Genomic DNA, 19,715 nt, shown 5'->3' on the forward strand with positions numbered 1-19,715 from the left:
TCCGCTAGACAGATGTCAGAATTTTCGGCCTGAAAAGAGAAAACTTTACGGAATTCGTGCTTCCTGAATCGATCGCAGCATCGACGAATCGGCGATACCGCCTTCCGTAAGGGCTCTAAAAGAGTTTTTTAGTGATCTTAATCACATAATCATCCCCGTTTACCGCTCCCCGAAACCGCTCACTGACACTTGGGACCGCTTAAGCTGACATATAACCACTCACATATTTACCTTACTTTACGCGCGTAATTCTCTGGCAAGATCCTCCCAACATAGCAGTCAACTTATCTCCTCAAACACACACTCAAACCCACGCGGCTTCGGCCAATTATTAATTAGATACCAGGTTTTACTATGGATACGAAAAAGTTATTCAAGCACATACCCTGGGTGATTCTTGGAATCATCGGTGCATTTTGCCTCTCGGTAGTGGCATTACGTCGGGGTGAACACATCAGCGCCCTGTGGATCGTGGTCGCCTCAGTCTCTGTTTATCTGGTGGCCTATCGTTACTACAGTCTGTACATCGCCCAGAAAGTGATGAAACTTGACCCCACGCGTGCCACGCCGGCGGTCATCAACAACGACGGTCTGAACTACGTCCCGACCAACCGTAACGTTCTGTTTGGTCACCACTTTGCTGCTATCGCCGGGGCCGGTCCTCTGGTTGGACCGGTACTGGCCGCGCAAATGGGCTACCTGCCTGGTACGCTGTGGTTGCTGGCGGGCGTGGTGCTGGCCGGTGCAGTGCAGGACTTCATGGTGCTGTTTATCTCTTCTCGCCGTAACGGCGCATCTCTCGGTGAGATGATCAAAGAAGAGATGGGCCCGGTACCAGGAACCATCGCGCTGTTCGGCTGCTTCTTAATCATGATCATCATCCTGGCGGTGCTGGCGCTGATCGTGGTGAAAGCGCTGGCGGAAAGCCCGTGGGGTGTGTTCACCGTCTGCTCAACCGTACCGATCGCGCTGTTCATGGGGATCTACATGCGCTTCTTGCGCCCAGGACGTGTGGGCGAAGTGTCGGTGATTGGTATTGTGCTGTTGGTTGCCTCCATTTACTTCGGCGGCGTGATTGCCCACGACCCGTACTGGGGCCCGGCACTGACCTTTAAAGACACCACCATTACCTTTACGCTTATTGGCTACGCGTTTATCTCTGCGCTGCTGCCGGTATGGCTGATCCTCGCCCCGCGCGACTATCTGGCCACCTTCCTGAAAATCGGCGTTATCGTTGGTCTGGCTGTCGGTATCGTTATCCTTAACCCAGAGCTGAAAATGCCGGCGATGACCCAGTACGTTGACGGTACCGGTCCGCTATGGAAAGGGGCGCTGTTCCCGTTCCTGTTCATCACCATCGCCTGTGGCGCGGTGTCTGGCTTCCACGCGCTGATCGCCTCCGGTACCACACCGAAGCTGCTGGCCTGTGAAACCGATGCGCGTTTCATTGGTTATGGCGCCATGCTGATGGAATCCTTCGTCGCAATTATGGCGCTGGTTGCCGCCTCCATCATCGAACCAGGTCTGTACTTCGCGATGAACACCCCGCCTGCGGGCCTTGGCATCACCATGCCAAACCTGCATGAAATGGGTGGCGAGAACGCGCCGCTGATTATGGCGCAGCTGAAAGACGTGACCGCGCAGGCAGCGGCAACCGTCAGCTCCTGGGGCTTCGTGATTTCGCCTGAGCAGATCCTGCAAACCGCGAAAGACATCGGTGAACCGTCCGTTCTGAACCGCGCCGGTGGCGCACCGACGCTGGCTGTCGGTATCGCGCACGTGTTCCACAAAGTGCTGCCGATGGCTGACATGGGCTTCTGGTACCACTTCGGTATTCTGTTTGAAGCGCTGTTCATCCTGACCGCACTGGATGCCGGTACCCGTTCTGGCCGCTTTATGCTGCAAGATTTGCTGGGTAACTTCGTCCCGTTCCTGAAGAAAACCGACTCCCTGGTTGCCGGTGTTGTGGGTACTGCGGGCTGCGTAGGCCTGTGGGGCTACCTGCTGTATCAAGGCGTGGTTGACCCGCTGGGCGGCGTGAAGAGCCTGTGGCCGCTGTTCGGTATCTCTAACCAGATGCTGGCCGCCGTGGCGCTGGTTCTCGGCACCGTGGTACTGGTTAAAATGCAGCGCACCAAATACATCTGGGTCACCGTGGTTCCGGCCGTATGGCTGCTGATCTGCACCACCTGGGCGCTGGGTCTGAAACTGTTCAGCACCAACCCGCAGATGGAAGGCTTCTTCTTCATGGCAAGTCAGTACAAAGAGAAGATTGCTAACGGCGGTGAACTGACCGCACAGCAGATTGCCAACATGAACCATATCGTCATCAACAACTACACCAACGCTGGCCTGAGTATTCTGTTCCTGGTGGTGGTGTACAGCATCATTTTCTACGGGTTCCGTACCTGGCAGAAAGCCCGCGCCATCAACGGCCGCTCTGATAAAGAGACGCCGTATGTACCGGTGCCGGAAGGCGGCGTGAAGACCTCTTCACACCACTAACCTGATGCCGGGAGGCGCGTAGCGATCCCGGCCTACAGAATGCAGTTAACGTAGGCCGGATAAGGCGCAAGCCGCCATCCGGCTTTATTCATTAACAGGACGGCAGAATGTTTGGTACTTTAGGTCAGGCAAAAAAGTATCTCGGTCAGGCGGCAAAAATGCTGATTGGTATTCCGGACTACGACAACTACGTCGAGCATATGAAGACCAACCATCCCGATAAGCCGTACATGACCTACGAAGAATTCTTCCGCGAGCGCCAGGAAGCCCGCTACGGTAGCGGCGGAAGCAGTTGCTGTTAGAAGGAGAAATGAATGACCCCGATTGCAGTCACCCTACTCACCGGTTTTCTCGGCGCGGGTAAAACCACCCTGCTGCGCCATATTCTCAACGAGCAGCACGGTTACAAAATTGCCGTTATCGAAAACGAATTCGGCGAAGTCTCGGTGGACGATCAGCTGATTGGCGACCGCGCCACGCAGATCAAAACCCTGACCAACGGCTGCATCTGCTGCACCCGTTCCAGTGAACTGGAAGACGCCTTGTTAGACCTGCTCGACAACCTCGACAAGGGGGCGATCGATTTTGACCGTCTGGTGATTGAGTGTACCGGCATGGCCGATCCCGGCCCGATTATTCAGACCTTTTTCTCCCATGAAGTGATTTGCGAACGCTACCTGCTGGACGGCGTGATCGCGCTGGTTGACGCGGTGCACGCCGACGAACAGATGAACCAGTTCACCATCGCCCAGTCGCAGGTTGGCTACGCCGACCGCATCCTGCTGACCAAAACCGACGTAGCAGGTGAAAGCGAGAAACTGCGTGAGCGCCTGGCGCGCATCAACGCCCGCGCCCCGGTGTATACCGTCACCCATGGCGACATCGACCTCGCGCAGCTGTTCGACACCAACGGTTTTATGCTGGAAGAGAACGTGGTCAGCGCCAAACCGCGTTTCCACTTTATCGCCGACAAACAAAACGATATCTCCTCGATCGTCGTCGAACTGGATTACCCGGTGAATATCAGTGATGTGTCCAGGGTGATGGAAAACCTGCTGCTGGAATCTGCCGAGAAACTATTGCGTTACAAAGGCATGTTGTGGATCGAAGGCGAACCCAACCGCCTGCTGTTCCAGGGCGTCCAGCGCCTGTACAGCGCCGACTGGGACCGCCCGTGGGGCGACGAACAGCCGCACAGCCAGCTGGTGTTTATCGGTATTAACCTGCCGGAAGATGAGATCCGAGCCGCGTTTGCGGGATTGAAGAAGTAATCCCCTGATGATTTGCCCGGTGGCGCTGCGCTTACCGGGCCTACAAAGCCTTCTCCCGTAGGCCGGATAAGGCGCAGCCGCCATCCGGCACTGGCAGTTTTCATCCCGATAAGTGATTCATCCCATGGAATTTTTCATTTGCTGTGGCAAGCTATTGCCATTGCACTCGTTAAGGGACCAACGTGAAAAATTACAAAGTGATTACCCCGCTTTTTCCGACCTACGCCCAGGTAAAAGCGATGATGAAAGCCGTTTCAGGCTATTCCCTGAAAGCAGTGCGCGATATGATTACCGCCATTCACGAGCAAACCGGCACACCGCAACAACCCGTTGACTGGTCCGAACCGGATCTGTGGATCAGCGAGCGCTTGTCAGGTGAAGATGCCGAAATCGCCCGCCGTATCTGGGATACCGATAACCATATCCTGAACCCACGCCACAGCTACGGCTGCTATCTGTTCCTCAACTATCCGCAGTTTGACCTGATGAAAAGCACGCCAGATGATACCTGGCAACCCACTCCCCGTGGGCAACAATTTCTGCATGATGACGAAAAGACATTGCGTTCGCTTGACGATCAGGAAGGCATCCTGCAGCTTCTGGAACTGCTGGCTGGTCGGGAAATGTCGCGTCGCGCGGATTTACTTCCCGAATGGCAGGCCTTTTTGCACCAGCACTCCAAATTCGCTTCTGCCAGTTCCGTTAAGAGCACACTCTACTCCCGCCTCAATAACTTGATCGACCGCGAAATGGTTAACCGCGAAGGTATGAGCTATCGCATCACCGATGCCGGGCGAGCCTGGCTCGGAAAAGCGCTGCCAGCGCGAAAAAGCGATCCGCGTAAAGAGCTTTTGGAAGCCGTGAAGCGCTATAACGAACAGCAAAAAGAACTGCTGCGCGAGCAAATCAGCACCATGAATCCGTACAAGTTTGAGCATCTGGTCGGGCAATTACTGGAAGCGATGGGCTACGAACAGGTTGAAGTGACCAAAGCCTCAGGTGATAAAGGCGTGGACGTGATTGGTAAGGTTCAGGTGGGCATCACCACCATTACCGAAGTGGTGCAGGTAAAACGGATGCAGAACACCATTACTCGACCATATATCGATCAGCTACGCGGCGCACTGCCCTACCACAAAGCCATTCGCGGCACGCTGATCACCACCGGGAAATTTGCCGCCAGCTGCCCGGAAGCCGCATTATTCCCCGGCGCCGCGCCGATTACGTTAATCGACGGCGATCGCCTGCTGGAGCTGTTGATTGAAAATAACGTCGGCATTCGACGCAGCAATGCGGTCGAGTTACTGGACGTGGATTTGCAGCTGTTTGACGAGCTGGAGATTGAATAAGGTGCAAGGCGCTGTAGCAAAGCCATTTCTGTTCATGGCTTGCATAACAATAATGTGTAAAATCAGAGCAATCCCATTATCGGTAGAGAACGGACATGGCTGACCTGAACCTGAGTACCCTGACGGAAGCAGACATCATCACCAAATGCGTTATGCCCGCTATCCTTGATGCTGGCTGGAACAACACAACGCAAATCAGACAAGAGGTTAAACTCCGGGACGGTAAGGTCATCGTGCGCGGCAAAGTCGCGGCGCGTAGAACGGTGAAATCTGCCGATATCGTGCTGTACCACAAATTAAACATGCCGCTGGCGGTCATTGAGGCGAAAGCCAATAAACATGAAATCGGCAAAGGCATGCAGCAGGCGCTGGGTTATGCCCACCTGCTGGACGTTCCCTTTGCGTTTGCTTCCAACGGTGATGGCTTTATCTTCCACGATAAAACCTCAACCGGGGCGATTGAGCGTGAGATCACTCTCGATGAATTTCCAACCCCCGAAGAACTGTGGCAGAAATATTGCCTCTGGAAAGGTTATACCGCAGCCCAGCTTCCGGTAATTACCCAGGACTACTACGACGACGGCAGCGGCAAAGCGCCGCGTTATTACCAGCTACAGGCCATCAACAAAACAATTGAAGCCGTTTCCGCCGGGCAGAACCGCGTTCTACTGGTGATGGCTACCGGAACAGGGAAAACCTACACCGCCTTCCAGATTATCTGGCGCTTATGGAAAGCGAAAAGTAAGAAGCGGATCCTGTTCCTCGCCGATCGCAACATTCTGGTTGATCAGACCAAAAACAACGATTTCCTGCCGTTTGGCACGGCGATGACCAAGGTCACCGGGCGCACTATCGATCCGGCATTTGAAATCCACCTCGCGCTGTACCAGGCCATCACCGGCCCGGAAGAAGATCAAAAAGCCTTTAAACAGGTGGCCCCGGATTTCTTTGACCTGATTGTGATCGACGAATGCCATCGCGGCAGCGCCTCGGAAGACAGCGCGTGGCGCGAAATCCTCGACTATTTCAGCGCCGCCACGCAGATTGGCTTAACCGCCACGCCGAAAGAGACCCATGAAGTCTCCAGCACCGATTACTTCGGCGACCCGGTGTATATCTACTCGCTCAAAGAGGGCATCGAAGACGGCTTCCTTGCCCCTTATAAAGTGGTGCGCGTCGATATCGACGTTGATCTCCAGGGCTGGCGCCCGACCAAAGGCCAGACGGATAAAAACGGTGAGCTGATCGACGACCGTATCTACAACCAGAAAGATTTTGATCGCACGATGGTGATTGATGAGCGTACCGAACTGGTGGCCAAAACCATCACCGATTACCTCAAACGCACCAACCCGATGGATAAAACCATCATCTTCTGTAACGACATCGATCACGCAGAGCGGATGCGCCGCGCGCTGGTCAATCTCAACCCGGAACAGGTCAAAAAGAACGACAAGTACGTGATGAAAATCACCGGCGATGACGACATTGGCAAAGCCCAACTGGATAACTTTATTAACCCCAAAAAAGCCTATCCGGTTATCGCCACCACCTCCGAGCTGATGACCACCGGCGTGGATGCCAAAACCTGCAAACTGGTGGTGCTGGACCAAAACATTCAGTCGATGACCAAATTCAAGCAGATCATCGGTCGCGGCACCCGCATCGATGAACGCTACGGCAAGCTGTGGTTCACCATCCTCGACTTCAAAAAGGCCACCGAACTGTTCGCTGATGAACGCTTCGACGGCATCCCGGAAAAGGTGATGGACACCACGCCGGAAGATATCGCCGACCCGGACTCTGATTTTGAGGAGCAGTTCGACGAGCACGAAGAAGAGGCCGAAGACGACATCACCGGGGCCGATGAAGATCCCGCGCCGTATACCGTTACCGGTACAGACGATGTCGGCCCGTTGCCGGACGAAGATGAGAACAAAGTGCGCAAGTTTCACGTTAACGGCGTGGCCGTCGGCGTGATTGCCCAACGTGTGCAGTATTACGATGCCGACGGCAAGCTGGTCACTGAATCCTTCAAAGACTACACCCGCAAAACGCTGCTCAAAGAGTACGCCTCGCTGGATGATTTCACCCGCAAGTGGCAGGACGCCGAGCGCAAAGAGGCCATCATCAGGGAACTGGAGCAGCAGGGGATTATCTGGGAAGTGCTGGCGGAAGAGGTCGGTAAAGAGCTAGACCCGTTCGACATGTTATGTCACGTGGTGTATGGTCAGCCGCCGTTAACCCGCAAAGAGCGGGCGGAGAACGTGCGCAAGCGCAACTACTTCACCAAATACTCCGACGCCGCGCAGGCGGTGCTGAATACGCTGCTGGATAAATACGCCGATACGGGCGTGCAGGAAATAGAGAGTATTCAGGTGCTGAAGCTCAAGCCGTTCGACAGCATGGGTACGCTGCCGGAGATCATTAAAAGCGGATTCGGCGACCGTAACGGGTATAATCAGGCCATCAGCGAGCTGGAGAGCGAAATCTACCATTTACCGCCCCGCTCCGCGTAACCACTCCCCTTTTGCGCCTTCTGCTGCCACCGCGTAGCAGAAGGCCTTATTGTTAATGAAACATGGAATACATCATGTCAATCAGCTCAGTGATCAAATCCTTACAGGATATTATGCGCAAAGACGCCGGCGTAGACGGCGATGCGCAGCGTCTCGGTCAGCTCTCATGGCTGCTGTTTCTGAAAATCTTTGACGCCCAGGAAGAGGCGCTGGAACTGGAGCAGGATAACTATCAGTATCCAATCCCGCAGCGCTACCTGTGGCGCAGCTGGGCGGCGAACGCCGAGGGCATTACCGGCGATTCCCTGCTGGAATTCGTCAACGACGACCTGTTCCCGGCGCTGAAAAACCTCACTGCACCTATCGATAAAAACCCGCGTGGCTTTGTGGTCAGACAGGCGTTCAGCGATGCCTATAACTACATGAAAAACGGCACGCTGCTGCGTCAGGTGATCAACAAACTCAACGAAATTGACTTCACCAGCGCCAGCGAACGCCACCTGTTCGGCGACATTTACGAACAGATCCTCAAAGATCTGCAATCGGCGGGTAATGCCGGTGAATTTTATACCCCGCGCGCCGTCACCCGCTTTATGGTCGATCGCGTCGATCCGAAGCTCGGCGAGTCGATAATGGACCCGGCCTGCGGCACCGGCGGCTTCCTCGCCTGCGCGTTCGATCATGTAAAAAACAAATATGTGCAGAGCGTGGCCGATCACCAGACGCTGCAACAGCAAATCCACGGCGTGGAGAAAAAGCAGCTCCCGCACCTGCTGGCGACCACCAATATGCTGCTGCACGGCATCGAAGTGCCGGTGCAAATTCGTCACGACAACACCCTCAACAAGCCGCTGTCGTCGTGGGATGAACAGCTGGATGTCATCGTCACCAACCCGCCGTTCGGCGGCACCGAAGAAGACGGTATCGAGAAGAACTTCCCGGCAGAAATGCAGACCCGCGAAACGGCGGATCTGTTCCTGCAACTGATTATTGAAGTGCTGGCGAAAAACGGCCGCGCGGCGGTGGTGCTGCCGGACGGTACGCTGTTTGGCGAAGGCGTGAAAACCAAGATCAAAAAGCTGCTCACCGAGGAGTGCAACCTGCACACTATCGTGCGTCTGCCGAACGGCGTGTTTAACCCGTACACCGGGATCAAAACCAACCTGCTGTTCTTTACCAAAGGCCAGCCGACCAAAGACATCTGGTTTTACGAGCACCCGTACCCGGCGGGCGTGAAGAACTACAGCAAAACCAAACCGATGAAGTTTGAAGAATTCCAGGCCGAGATCGACTGGTGGGGCAACGAGGCCGACGGCTTCGCCAGCCGCGTCGAGAATGAACAGGCGTGGAAGGTCAGCATCGACGAGGTGATTGCCCGCAACTTTAACCTCGATATCAAGAACCCGCACCAGGCGGAAACCGTCAGCCACGATCCGGACGAACTGCTCACACAGTACGCAAAGCAGCAGGAAGCAATCCAGACCCTGCGCCACCAGCTGCGCGATATCCTCGGCGCGGCGCTCTCCGGTAAGGAGGCCAACTGATGACTGTGGAAAAACTGATTGTCGACCATATCGATACCTGGACCACGGCGCTGAAAACCCGTTCCACGGCCGGGCGCGGCAGCTCGGGTAAGATCGACCTGTACGGTATTAAGAAGCTGCGCGAGCTGATTCTGGAGCTGGCGGTTCGCGGCAAGCTGGTGCCGCAGGATCCGAACGATGAACCGGCGTCGGTGCTGCTGGAGCGTATTGCGGCGGAAAAGGCCGAGCTGGTGAAGCAGGGGAAAATTAAAAAGCCCAAGCCGCTGCCGGAGATTAGCGAGGAGGAGAAACCGTTTGAGCTACCGGTGGGGTGGGAGTGGGTGCGACTGGGAGACATTGGTGAAACTAATATCGGCTTAACTTATTCACCTAATAACATAAAAGAAACAGGCACTCCAGTATTAAGATCATCTAATATACAAAATGGTATATTAGATTTTACGGATCTAGTTCGTGTTTCAGGCATGGAAATAAAAAGTTCATCTTATGTTGAAGATGGAGATCTATTAATTTGTGCAAGAAATGGAAGTAAGGCCCTTGTAGGGAAAAATGCTCTAATTAATTCACTTTCCGAACCAATGGCCTTCGGTGCCTTTATGGCAATATTTAGATGTAACTATAATAATTACGTCAAAATTTTCTTAGATTCTCCATCATTTAGACGTAACCTAGACGGAGTTGATACAACCACAATAAATCAGATTACTCAATCAAATCTGAAGCATACATTGATTCCTTTTCCACCAAAGATAGAACAAGAAAAGATAAAAAATACAGTATTTGAGTTAATATCCCTCTGCGACCAACTGGAACAGCACTCCCTGTCCAGTCTGGACGCCCATCAACAGCTGGTTGAAACCCTGCTAACCACGCTAACCGACAGCCAGAACGCCGATGAGCTGGCCGAAAACTGGGCGCGTATCAGCGAGCATTTCGACACGCTATTTACCACCGAAGCCAGTATTGACGCCTTAAAACAGACCATTCTGCAACTGGCGGTGATGGGCAAACTGGTGCCGCAGGATCCGAACGACGAACCGGCCTCTGAACTGCTCAAACGTATTGCGCAGGAGAAAGCGCAACTGGTGAAAGACGGGAAAATTAAAAAGCAAAAACCGTTGCCGCCGATTAACGATGAGGAAAAACCGTTTGAACTGCCGGATGGATGGGAATGGTGTCGCATTGGTAATTTAGTAAACATTCGCCCAGAATTAGTCGCACCTGATGGATACCAAGCCCTGCCACAGGTAGCTCCAGATATCATTGAGAAAGGTACAGGGAAAGTCACCGCCAAAAGAACGGTAAAAGAGTCGGGTGTAAAAGGACCAAATAGTCGGTTTTACAAAGGACAGATTGTTTACTCTAAAATTCGTCCATCTTTATCAAAAGCATTTTTAGCCGAGTATGATGGTTTATGTAGCGCTGACATGTATCCACTGGATTGTTTTATTGACAGTAGCTATTTATTAAAATCAATATTATCGGAGTTTTTTCTCATACAAGTCAGACAAGCTGAGAATAGGATAAAAATGCCGAAACTTAATGTTGAGAGTTTTTCAAATATTCTTGTTACAGTTCCACCTAATAATGAACAGCAAAAAATCCTCATGAAGCTAGCAGCTATTGATGCCTTTTGTGACAAGGCAAAATCTCACATTCAATCAGCCCAACAAACCCAGCTCCACCTGGCCGACGCCCTCACCGACGCTGCCATAAATTAACCCGCCCCCAGAAACCAATAAAGCGGCTAAATAGCCGCTTTATTCCCATCACCAGAAATAATCCATCCCCGCATCCATGCCATTATTTTCATTCATTTTCAGCTGGACTTTCCTTCTATTCCCTGATGATATATCCAGGTATTTTTCGCAAGACGCCCGTGCTGCAACACGAGCGCCTCGCTAATCACAATCACTATTTAGAGAGAATAGCCATTATGACTACCCCGCATTCTATTGCAGAATTCACCGATCCAGAAGTCCCACCGGCAAATAACCGTCTGGGTACCGTCAGCTATGCGAGCCGTTACCCGGATTACACGCATGTCCCGGCGATTATCATGAAAGGCCAGTGGCTGGAAGCCGCCGGTTTTACCACCGGCACCCCATTCGATATCAAAGTGATGCCAGGCTGCATTGTATTAACGGCAAAGCTGCCGGAGCCGGAAGAACCCGCGTTATTGCAGTCGCTGCGTCGGGTGTGCAAGCTGTCCGCGCGTAAGCAGCGTCAGGTACAGGAGTTTATCGACGTAATTTCGGCGAAGCCGCGCAGACAGAAATAATCTCCCTGATGCCCGGTGGCGCTACACTTACCGGGCCTACAAAGCTCTCTCCCGTAGGCCGGATAAGGCGGTTACGCCGCCATCCGGCACTGACAGCCTCTGTCGATGAAAGAACAATTACTCCACCTGATCGCGTCGCAGCCCGACATCCTTTAGCCGCTCATCGCTCATCTGTTGCAATACGCGCCGCGTTTGCGCCCGCAGATACCCGCGTTTAATCGCCCTCCAGACCTGCACCAAACCAATAAATGGCTGCTTTGCTCTGTTCTCATGAAATTCCATACCCGCCCCCCCGTCTTATCTGAGACGTTATCTTCGCGGATCCAGGGGGATACAATACAGATTCACAAAGTACTTTTATTTAACATACAGATTGGTTAAAAAGGATCCTGCATCGCCTTTTTCACGCCAGTCTGTACTGGTTTTTTGATCTGTATGGTACCCATAAGGGATACAGCATGACGCGTTACCAATATCTGGCCAGTCTGCTGGCCGAACGCATTGAGCAGGGGTTGTATCGCCATGGCGAAAAGCTGCCGTCGGTGCGCAGCCTGAGTCAGGAACATGGGGTCAGCATCAGCACCGTACAGCAGGCATATCAGATGCTGGAACAGCGACAGCTGATCACCCCGCAGCCGCGCTCCGGCTATTTTGTCGCCCCGCGTAAAGCGCAGCCGCCGGTGCCGCCAATGTCGCGCCCGGTACAGCGTCCGGTGGAGATAACCCAGTGGGATCAGGTGCTGGACATGCTGGCAGGTCACGCAGACACATCAATCGTCCCTTTCAGCAGCGGCGTTCCCGACATTAATCAACCCAGCCTGAAACCGCTGTGGCGCGAGTTAAGCCGCGTGGCGCAGCATAATCTGCGCGCGGTGCTGGGTTACGACGAGCTGCCCGGCTGTCGGGAACTGCGCCAACAGATAGCCCGGCTGATGCTGGACGGAGGTTCGGTGGTCAGTGCGGACGATATCGTAATCACCAGCGGCAGCCAGAGCGGAATGTCGCTGGCGCTGCTGACGGTCTGCCAGCGCGGCGATATCGTCGCCGTGGAATCCCCCGCCTATTACGGCACCATGCAACTGCTACGCGGTCTTGGCATCAAAGTGATTGAGATCCCGACCGATCCGGATACCGGGATCAGTATTGAAGCCCTGGAGCTGGCGCTGGATCAGTGGCCGATTAAAGGGGTGCTGCTGATTCCCAACTGCAATAATCCCCTCGGATTTATTATGCCGGATGCCCGCAAGCGAGCGGTACTCACCCTCGCCCAGCGTCACGACATTGTGATTTTCGAAGATGATGTGTATGGCGAACTGGCTACAGAGTATCCGCGTCCACGCACAATTCATTCCTGGGATTGCGACGGTCGGGTGTTGCTATGCAGCTCGTTTACCAAATCCGTGGCGCCGGGTCTGCGCGTGGGTTGGGTGGTTCCGGGTCGCTATTATGACAAACTGCTGCACATGAAATACGCCGTCATCGGCACCAGCGTTCCCGCCACGCACCTGGCGGCGGCAACCTTTGTGCGCGAGGGTCATTATCATCGCCATGTCCGGCGCATGCGCCAGATTTACCAACGCAATATGGAAATCTACACCTGCTGGGTACGGGAATACTTCCCCTGTGGGATCTGCGTCACCCGACCAAAAGGCGGCTTTATGCTGTGGGTCGAATTGCCACCACTGGTCGACATGGTCTGCGTCGCCAAACAGCTCTGCCGCCTGAAAATCCAGGTCGCGCCAGGTTCGCTGTTCTCGGCGTCAGGAAAGTATCGCAACTGCGTACGCATCAACTGCGCGCTACCGCCAGACGAAAAGCACCGGGAAGTGATGCAGAAACTCGGAGAGGCGGTGATGGTGGCGATAGAGTAAATCGGCACACCCGGCTTCGCCTCTATCTAATGGCTTAAACCCTGGATATCCTCAGCGGACAGTCGGGTAATTTTTTGTATCGTGTTGATATCGATACCGTCGGTCAACATGGTGCGGGCAATACGCAATGCTTCATCACGCCGCCCCTCCATCAGCCCTTCCTGTTTACCTTCCTGTTTACCTTCCTGCTTGCCTTCCTGTTTGCCTTCCTGCCATCCTTTTTTAAATCCCGCCTCATGCAATCTGTCCGCGATCGTCATCAAATGCTCCTTATGTTGCGGTGAATGTTCGGCAATCGCACTGATAAACGTATTGAAGCGAGGTGCATCGCCGGTTCGCAAAATATAATTAAACAGCGTCTTGAGCTGGCTGTCATTAGTGGACCCGGTAACTAACAGAGAAACAATGTTCTCGACCAATCCCATAAGATCGCGCTGACGGATATGTTTTTGTATTAATTCCAGCAGCGCCATACGGCGATGCTGCACAATCTCATCGTCCGGAATAACTGTAATATCGACCAGCGGAAACGCTGCGGCATAAAGCCGACGAGCCAATGTTGGATTGGCAAATTCATCCAGCCAGCACAGTGACCAGGGTTACGGACTTTTAGCGCCGTGATAAAACAGCATCGGCACCACCAGCGGTAATTGCGGGTGTCCGGCATCTAAATGTTTTTGCATGGCCGCAATCGCATAGCGCATCAACCTGAACGCCATATGCGCATCCGGTGTACTCTGATGTTCAATCACTACGTAAATATATCCATCCCCTTCCGTCGTTTTCAGCGACCACAGCACATCGGAGTAATACGCGCGTAAATCCCCCTCAATAAAACTGTCAGACTCGAGCTTTAGTGTCTGCAGATCACATATTTCGCGTAACGCATCAGGGAGATGAATCTGTAGAAAATCCCGGGCAGTCTCCGGATGACGTAAAAATGTTTTAAAGACCGCATCATGCGGGGTTGAAGTCGGTGTTTTTTTCATGGAGATCCATCGTCCGAGGAAAAAGATGGCGCGACTATAACGGCTAAATTTATGACTCTCATTCAACACGTTTTATGTCTGCGAGGCACTATCCACAGTAAATACCGCCCTCTGCAAGGCAGACATTTTCTCAGAACACTCCCCGCAAAAACGCGTTTGCTTACGCGCCCATTCGCATTACACTGCGGATGTCTATTTTCCATTCAACTGACGCTACCCGAGGTGCGATCTCGCTATTCCCGTTGAGGGTTTTCTCCCGACAAGGAGCGGTTTTTATGCAACGGATTTTCGCGTTTTTCTCGCAACGTGCCACCACGCTGTTTTTCCCCATCGCGCTGATTCTGTACGACTTCGCAGCCTATCTGTCGACGGATCTGATCCAACCCGGCATCATTAATGTGGTGCGAGATTTCAACGCCGATGTCAGCCTGGCTCCGGCTGCGGTTAGCCTGTATCTGGCGGGTGGGATGGCGTTACAGTGGTTATTAGGGCCACTTTCTGACCGAATTGGTCGCCGACCGGTGCTGATTACCGGCGCGCTTATCTTCACCCTTGCCTGCGCGGCCACACTGTTCACCACCTCAATGACGCAGTTTCTGATTGCACGCGTTGTGCAGGGCACCAGCATCTGCTTTATCGCCACCGTCGGCTACGTCACGGTGCAGGAGGCATTTGGCCAGACAAAGGCCATCAAGCTGATGGCCATCATCACCTCCATTGTGCTGGTGGCACCGGTCATCGGCCCGCTCTCCGGGGCGGCGCTGATGCACTTTGTCCACTGGAAGGTTCTGTTTGCCATCATTGCCGCGATGGGCCTGGTCGCCTTTATTGGCCTGCTGTTGGCGATGCCAGAAACGGTGCAGCGCGGCTCGGTGCCGTTCAGCGCACGCGGCGTACTGCGGGATTTTCGCGATGTATTTCGCAACCGGGTGTTCCTGTTTGGGGCCGCCACGCTGTCGCTGAGCTACATCCCGATGATGAGCTGGGTGGCGGTATCGCCGGTGATCCTGATCGACGCGGGCGGCATGACCACCTCGCAGTTTGCCTGGGCGCAGGCTCCGGTATTTGGGGCGGTTATCGTCGCTAATATGGTGGTGGTGCGATTTGTGAAGGACCCGACAAGGCCGCGCTTTGTCTGGCGGGCGGCACCTGTCCAATTGAGCGGGTTGGCGATACTGATTGGTGGCAATTTACTCTGGCCGCACGTCTGGCTGTGGTCGGTGCTGGGCACCAGTCTGTATGCATTTGGTATCGGGATGATTTTCCCGACGCTGTTCCGTTTTACGCTGTTTTCCAACAACCTGCCGAAGGGCACGGTCTCCGCGTCGCTGAATATGGTGATCCTGATGGTAATGGCGGTTTCTGTCGAGATCGGGCGCTGGCTGTGGTTTAACGGCGGCAGGATTTCGTTTCACCTGTTGGCGGTTGTCGCAGGTATTGTCGTGGTATTCACGCTCGCCGGATTGTTGAAGCGGGTACGTCAGCACGAGGCCACGACGCTCGTCACCGAGGGCTAATCGTCTGTGAACGCCCCCAAACGTGAACACCACTGTGTGTGTTTACCTGTCGGGGGCAATCCATAATAAGACATCTACTTTTGGTCATCTGGCGAACGGTAATGGGATTTCAGCATCGGGTTCATGTGTGATCCGATTACGCAGATCGCGACGAATCATTTCAATCACCCAAAACCAAAAAATATGCCCCACAATTTCAGAAACGTATTCATCAAAGGGTAGCTGAGACAATGGCGGCGAAAGATGCAACGCAGGAATAAAGAGGCCATGAACCGCCACTGTCACGATCAATCCCGCTAACACACCTTGCCAAAGTTTAACTTTCGGAAAAATTTCAGCCGCAACGCAATAACCCACTGCAAACACTAATGAAAATATAATATGCGTGACCATAACGGGATTGATCACATGCTCAGAAAAGGTATAGACCGTTTGCGTGGGATCAATCCCTAAATAGTCCCTGAGAAAAAGATAGGGTGGGTTAAACTCATTTCGCCCTAAAGAAAATGTCCTGGGTGGAAGAGGCACCTCCGCCCCCCATTTAACAAATGCAGAAAGCACGCCAGAAACAATACCAATCAAGACAGCGACACCATAATGACGGCGCTCAGGCGGCGTTCTTGTAAACAAATCATGCAAATTCATAAAATTATCACCCCTTATATATGAAAATAACACTGAAAGTCCGTGTCTATGCTACCCAGGAGGGATGATAAAAATTGTGATAAAGATTAATTTTGAATAAAAATGATCCAATCTGATTATTAATGACACATTTTGATTATTGATAATAAACCCTAACTTCTGCCTGGTACCGCTGCTTTAAACGTTGCCGGATAAAACCTCACCATCTAAAAATGGGATATACAGCACAATTTTTGCACGTTCCCCCCGTCTGGCTCTATCCTTAAGTCTATGAATAAAATTGCTGAACTCAAACGCGCCAAGCGACTGGCGCTCTCTCTGCTGCTGATTGCTGCCGCGACCTTCGTCATCACGCTGTTTCTGCCGCCCAACTTCTGGGTGCTCGGGATCAAAGCGATTGCCGAAGCGGCGATGGTAGGCGCGCTGGCGGACTGGTTCGCCGTGGTCGCGCTTTTTCGCCGGGTACCGATCCCGTTTATCTCGCGCCATACGGCGATTATCCCGCGTAATAAAGACCGCATCGGCGAAAACCTGGGTCAGTTCGTGCAGGAAAAATTCCTCGACACCCAGTCACTGGTGGCGCTGATTCGCCGCCATGAACCGGCGCTGCTCATTGGCAGCTGGTTCAGCCAACCGGAAAATGCCCGGCGCATCGGCCAGCATCTGCTGCAGATCATGAGCGGATTTCTCGAACTGACCGACGACGCCCGCATCCAGCGGCTGATCAAACGCGCAGTGCATAAGGCTATCGACAAGGTTGATCTCTCCGGCACCAGCGCATTAATGCTGGAAAGCATGACCAAAAACAACCGCCACCAGGTGCTGCTCGACACGCTGATTACGCAGCTGATCGCCCTGCTACAGCGCGACAGTTCGCGGGCGTTTATCGCCCAGCAGATTGTGCGCTGGCTGGAGACCGAACATCCGCTCAAAGCGAAGATCCTGCCAACCGAATGGCTCGGTGAACACAGCGCCGAGCTGGTCTCTGATGCGGTCAACTCCCTGCTGGATGACATCAGTCACGATCGGGCGCATCAGATCCGCCACGCCTTCGATCGCGCCACGTTGAACCTGATCGATAAGCTCAAACACGATCCTGACATGGCCGCACGTGCAGAAAGCCTCAAAAGCTACTTAAAAGAGGACGAAGCCTTTAACCGCTATCTCGGCGAGTTGTGGGCGGATCTGCGTCAGTGGGTGAAAACCGACATTAACGCCGATGATTCTCGCGTGAAACAACGCATTGCCAGCGCCGGACAGTGGTTTGGCGAAACGCTGGTTGCCGATGGTGCCCTGCGCGCGTCGCTGAATGAACACCTGGAGCAGGCTGCGAAAAAAGTCGCACCGGAGTTCGCTGCCTTCCTGACCCGCCACATCAGCGACACGGTCAAAAGCTGGGATGCACGGGAGATGTCGCAACAAATTGAGCTCAACATCGGCAAAGATTTGCAGTTTATTCGCGTCAACGGCACGCTGGTTGGCGGTTCTATCGGGCTGGTGTTATATCTGTTGTCGCAACTACCGTCTCTGCTCACGCTGCCGAATTTTTAAGGAGAAAAAATGGCTGAAATCACCCTGTCATCCGCGGAGCGCGATCGCCTGCGCAACGAACTGGAAACGTATTGCAGCAACCACTTCGATCTCGACCTTGAGCAGTTCGATGCCGAGTTCTTTATTGATTTTATTATCGAAAAACTGGGACCTGCGTTTTACAACGCCGGTATTGAAGAGGCGATCCGCACCCATATCGCCTACAGCGAACGGATCCAGGAAGAAATGGACCTGAAGAAAATCCTCTGACGGTAAAACCCGCATTATTTAACTTTAAATTATCATTTGCATATGTAATATAACAAATATCAACGTAACAGCGTGAAGTGAGCGTCTGCATGCCGCAGGGAAGTCCTGGTTCAAATCATCATTCCATCCGCATCGCGCTGTTTGGCCTGCTGGTCTTGACGCTGGGCATGGGCATTGGCCGCTTTCTGTATACGCCAATGCTGCCGGTGCTGCTGACTGAAGGTCAGTTTACCTTCAGCCAACTCTCGTGGATTGCCAGCGCCAACTACGCCGGGTATCTGGCAGGCAGCCTGCTGTTTTCCTTCGGCCTGTTCCACCAGCCCTCACGCCTGCGTCCGATGCTATTAGCCTCTGCGCTCGCGACCACCGGACTTATCCTGGCGATGGCGTTTTTTACTCAGCCTGCACTGATGATGGCGATCCGCTTTCTGGCAGGTGTCGCCAGTGCCGGCATGATGATCTTTGGTTCGATGGTGGTTCTGCAGCATACCCGTCATCCGTTTGTGATTGCGGCCCTGTTCTCCGGCGTAGGGACCGGCATTTTTCTCGGTAATGAGTATGTCATCGCTGGTTTACGCTTTGCGCTGTCATCACACACGCTGTGGCTGGGTGCCGGAGTCCTTTCTGGCTTACTCCTTCTGCTGCTGGTCGTGCTGCTCCCCTCTCGTGACCGCGTGCTGCCCGCCGTACCACTGGCAAAATCCGCGCATCAACCGATGTCATGGTGGCTGCTGGCGTTGCTTTACGGGCTGGCCGGTTTTGGCTACATCATTGTCGCCACTTACCTGCCGCTGATGGCGAAAAATGCCGGTTCGCCACTGCTGACCGTACACCTGTGGTCGCTGGTTGGCATCGCAATCATTCCGGGGTGTTTCGGCTGGCTATGGGCGGCGAAACGTTGGGGAGTCCTGCAATGCCTGACAGCCAATCTGCTGACCCAAAGCGCCTGCGTGGTGTTAACACTTGCCAGCGACTCGTTGTTCCTGCTGGTTCTCAGCAGTATTGGTTTTGGCGCAACCTTTATGGGAACCACCTCACTGGTGATGCCGCTCGCCCGCCAACTCAGCGTGCCGCGAAACATTAACCTGTTGGGACTGGTGACGCTGACGTACGGCATTGGGCAAATTCTCGGGCCGCTATTAACCAGCCTGCTGGGAAGCGGTGCTGTCGCCATTATCAACGCTACGCTGTGTGGTGCAGCGGCGCTATTTCTTGCTGCACTGATTAGTGCAGTACAATGCTATAAACAGCGTTCTCTTACACCTAAAGAAGTATAAGCACCCCCCTCTAAAAAATCTTAAATTCGGATTACTCCGCAATTAAATGTCAACATTTCATAATCCACAAATAACCAATAATTCATTTTTCAGACACTTTATAATCCGTCTTAACTCATTTGTAGAATAAACATAAAATGAGTAAAA

The 19,715-nt window shown here is 53.4% G+C and carries 15 protein-coding genes and 1 pseudogene; 13 read left to right on the forward strand and 3 right to left on the reverse strand.

The window, feature by feature from the left end; genetic code table 11:
- Positions 1–354: 354 nt before the first annotated feature.
- The 8 genes from btsT to symE all read left to right on the forward strand — a co-directional run bounded on the left by btsT (position 355) and on the right by symE (position 11,469).
- A complete protein-coding gene (btsT, locus tag FDW98_RS06905) occupies positions 355–2,505 on the forward strand; it encodes a pyruvate/proton symporter BtsT (RefSeq protein ID WP_096758430.1) in 2,151 nt (716 codons plus the stop codon).
- Between the two features lie 107 nt (positions 2,506–2,612).
- A complete protein-coding gene (locus FDW98_RS06910; protein WP_003830038.1) occupies positions 2,613–2,807 on the forward strand; it encodes a YbdD/YjiX family protein in 195 nt (64 codons plus the stop codon).
- A gap of 12 nt (positions 2,808–2,819) precedes the next feature.
- The gene (gene yjiA / locus FDW98_RS06915) at positions 2,820–3,776 is read left to right on the forward strand and encodes a GTPase (protein ID WP_096758431.1); all 957 of its coding nucleotides are present in this window, start codon (positions 2,820–2,822) and stop codon (positions 3,774–3,776) included.
- A gap of 182 nt (positions 3,777–3,958) precedes the next feature.
- Positions 3,959–5,125: a restriction endonuclease gene (locus FDW98_RS06925; RefSeq protein WP_096758432.1), complete on the forward strand. Its 1,167-nt coding sequence runs from the start codon at positions 3,959–3,961 to the stop codon at positions 5,123–5,125.
- 95 nt (positions 5,126–5,220) lie between these two features.
- Complete coding sequence (gene hsdR / locus FDW98_RS06930; RefSeq protein WP_096758433.1) at positions 5,221–7,644, forward strand: EcoAI/FtnUII family type I restriction enzme subunit R; 2,424 nt, start codon at positions 5,221–5,223, stop codon at positions 7,642–7,644.
- Positions 7,645–7,718: 74 nt separating this feature from the next.
- A complete protein-coding gene (locus FDW98_RS06935; protein WP_096758434.1) occupies positions 7,719–9,188 on the forward strand; it encodes a type I restriction-modification system subunit M in 1,470 nt (489 codons plus the stop codon).
- Positions 9,188–10,909, forward strand: a complete 1,722-nt coding sequence (locus FDW98_RS06940) for a restriction endonuclease subunit S (RefSeq protein WP_096758435.1) — start codon at positions 9,188–9,190, stop codon at positions 10,907–10,909. The genes FDW98_RS06935 and FDW98_RS06940 overlap by 1 nt, the downstream gene beginning before the upstream one ends.
- A 215-nt stretch (positions 10,910–11,124) precedes the next feature.
- Entirely contained in the window at positions 11,125–11,469 is a 345-nt protein-coding gene (symE, locus tag FDW98_RS06945; protein WP_096758436.1) for an endoribonuclease SymE, read from the forward strand.
- 117 nt (positions 11,470–11,586) lie between these two features.
- Here the strand turns inward: symE and FDW98_RS06950 are convergent, their stop codons facing one another.
- Positions 11,587–11,751 carry a DUF1127 domain-containing protein gene (locus tag FDW98_RS06950; protein ID WP_096758437.1) on the reverse strand — a complete coding sequence of 55 codons (165 nt, stop codon included), beginning with the start codon at positions 11,749–11,751 and terminating at the stop codon, positions 11,587–11,589.
- A gap of 176 nt (positions 11,752–11,927) precedes the next feature.
- Here FDW98_RS06950 and FDW98_RS06955 point away from each other — a divergent pair, with 176 nt between their 5' ends.
- Positions 11,928–13,340, forward strand: a complete 1,413-nt coding sequence (locus tag FDW98_RS06955) for a PLP-dependent aminotransferase family protein (RefSeq protein ID WP_096758438.1) — start codon at positions 11,928–11,930, stop codon at positions 13,338–13,340.
- Between the two features lie 26 nt (positions 13,341–13,366).
- On the opposite strand, the pseudogene FDW98_RS06960 reads toward FDW98_RS06955, so the two are convergent.
- Positions 13,367–14,329: pseudogene (locus FDW98_RS06960) on the reverse strand (Rpn family recombination-promoting nuclease/putative transposase).
- Between the two features lie 275 nt (positions 14,330–14,604).
- Here FDW98_RS06960 and mdtM point away from each other — a divergent pair.
- A complete protein-coding gene (gene mdtM / locus FDW98_RS06965) occupies positions 14,605–15,846 on the forward strand; it encodes a multidrug efflux MFS transporter MdtM (protein ID WP_096758439.1) in 1,242 nt (413 codons plus the stop codon).
- An 84-nt stretch (positions 15,847–15,930) separates the two neighbouring features.
- Here the strand turns inward: mdtM and FDW98_RS06970 are convergent, their stop codons facing one another.
- On the reverse strand, positions 15,931–16,491 hold the full coding sequence (locus FDW98_RS06970; protein ID WP_096758440.1) for a DUF1440 domain-containing protein: 561 nt from the start codon (positions 16,489–16,491) through the stop codon (positions 15,931–15,933).
- A gap of 270 nt (positions 16,492–16,761) precedes the next feature.
- On the opposite strand from FDW98_RS06970, the gene FDW98_RS06975 reads away from it, so the two are divergent.
- From FDW98_RS06975 to FDW98_RS06985, 3 genes are all read left to right on the forward strand, one after another.
- Positions 16,762–18,042, forward strand: coding sequence for a DUF445 domain-containing protein (locus FDW98_RS06975; RefSeq protein ID WP_096758441.1), 1,281 nt, complete (start codon positions 16,762–16,764; stop codon positions 18,040–18,042).
- A 9-nt stretch (positions 18,043–18,051) separates the two neighbouring features.
- Entirely contained in the window at positions 18,052–18,291 is a 240-nt protein-coding gene (locus tag FDW98_RS06980) for a DUF2164 domain-containing protein (protein WP_096758442.1), read from the forward strand.
- A gap of 89 nt (positions 18,292–18,380) precedes the next feature.
- The gene (locus FDW98_RS06985; protein WP_096758443.1) at positions 18,381–19,568 is read left to right on the forward strand and encodes an MFS transporter; all 1,188 of its coding nucleotides are present in this window, start codon (positions 18,381–18,383) and stop codon (positions 19,566–19,568) included.
- Positions 19,569–19,715 lie beyond the last annotated feature (147 nt).

The organism is Citrobacter sp. wls711 (assembly GCF_005281055.1).
In the GTDB taxonomy this organism is placed as follows: Bacteria; Pseudomonadota; Gammaproteobacteria; order Enterobacterales; family Enterobacteriaceae; genus Citrobacter; species Citrobacter gillenii.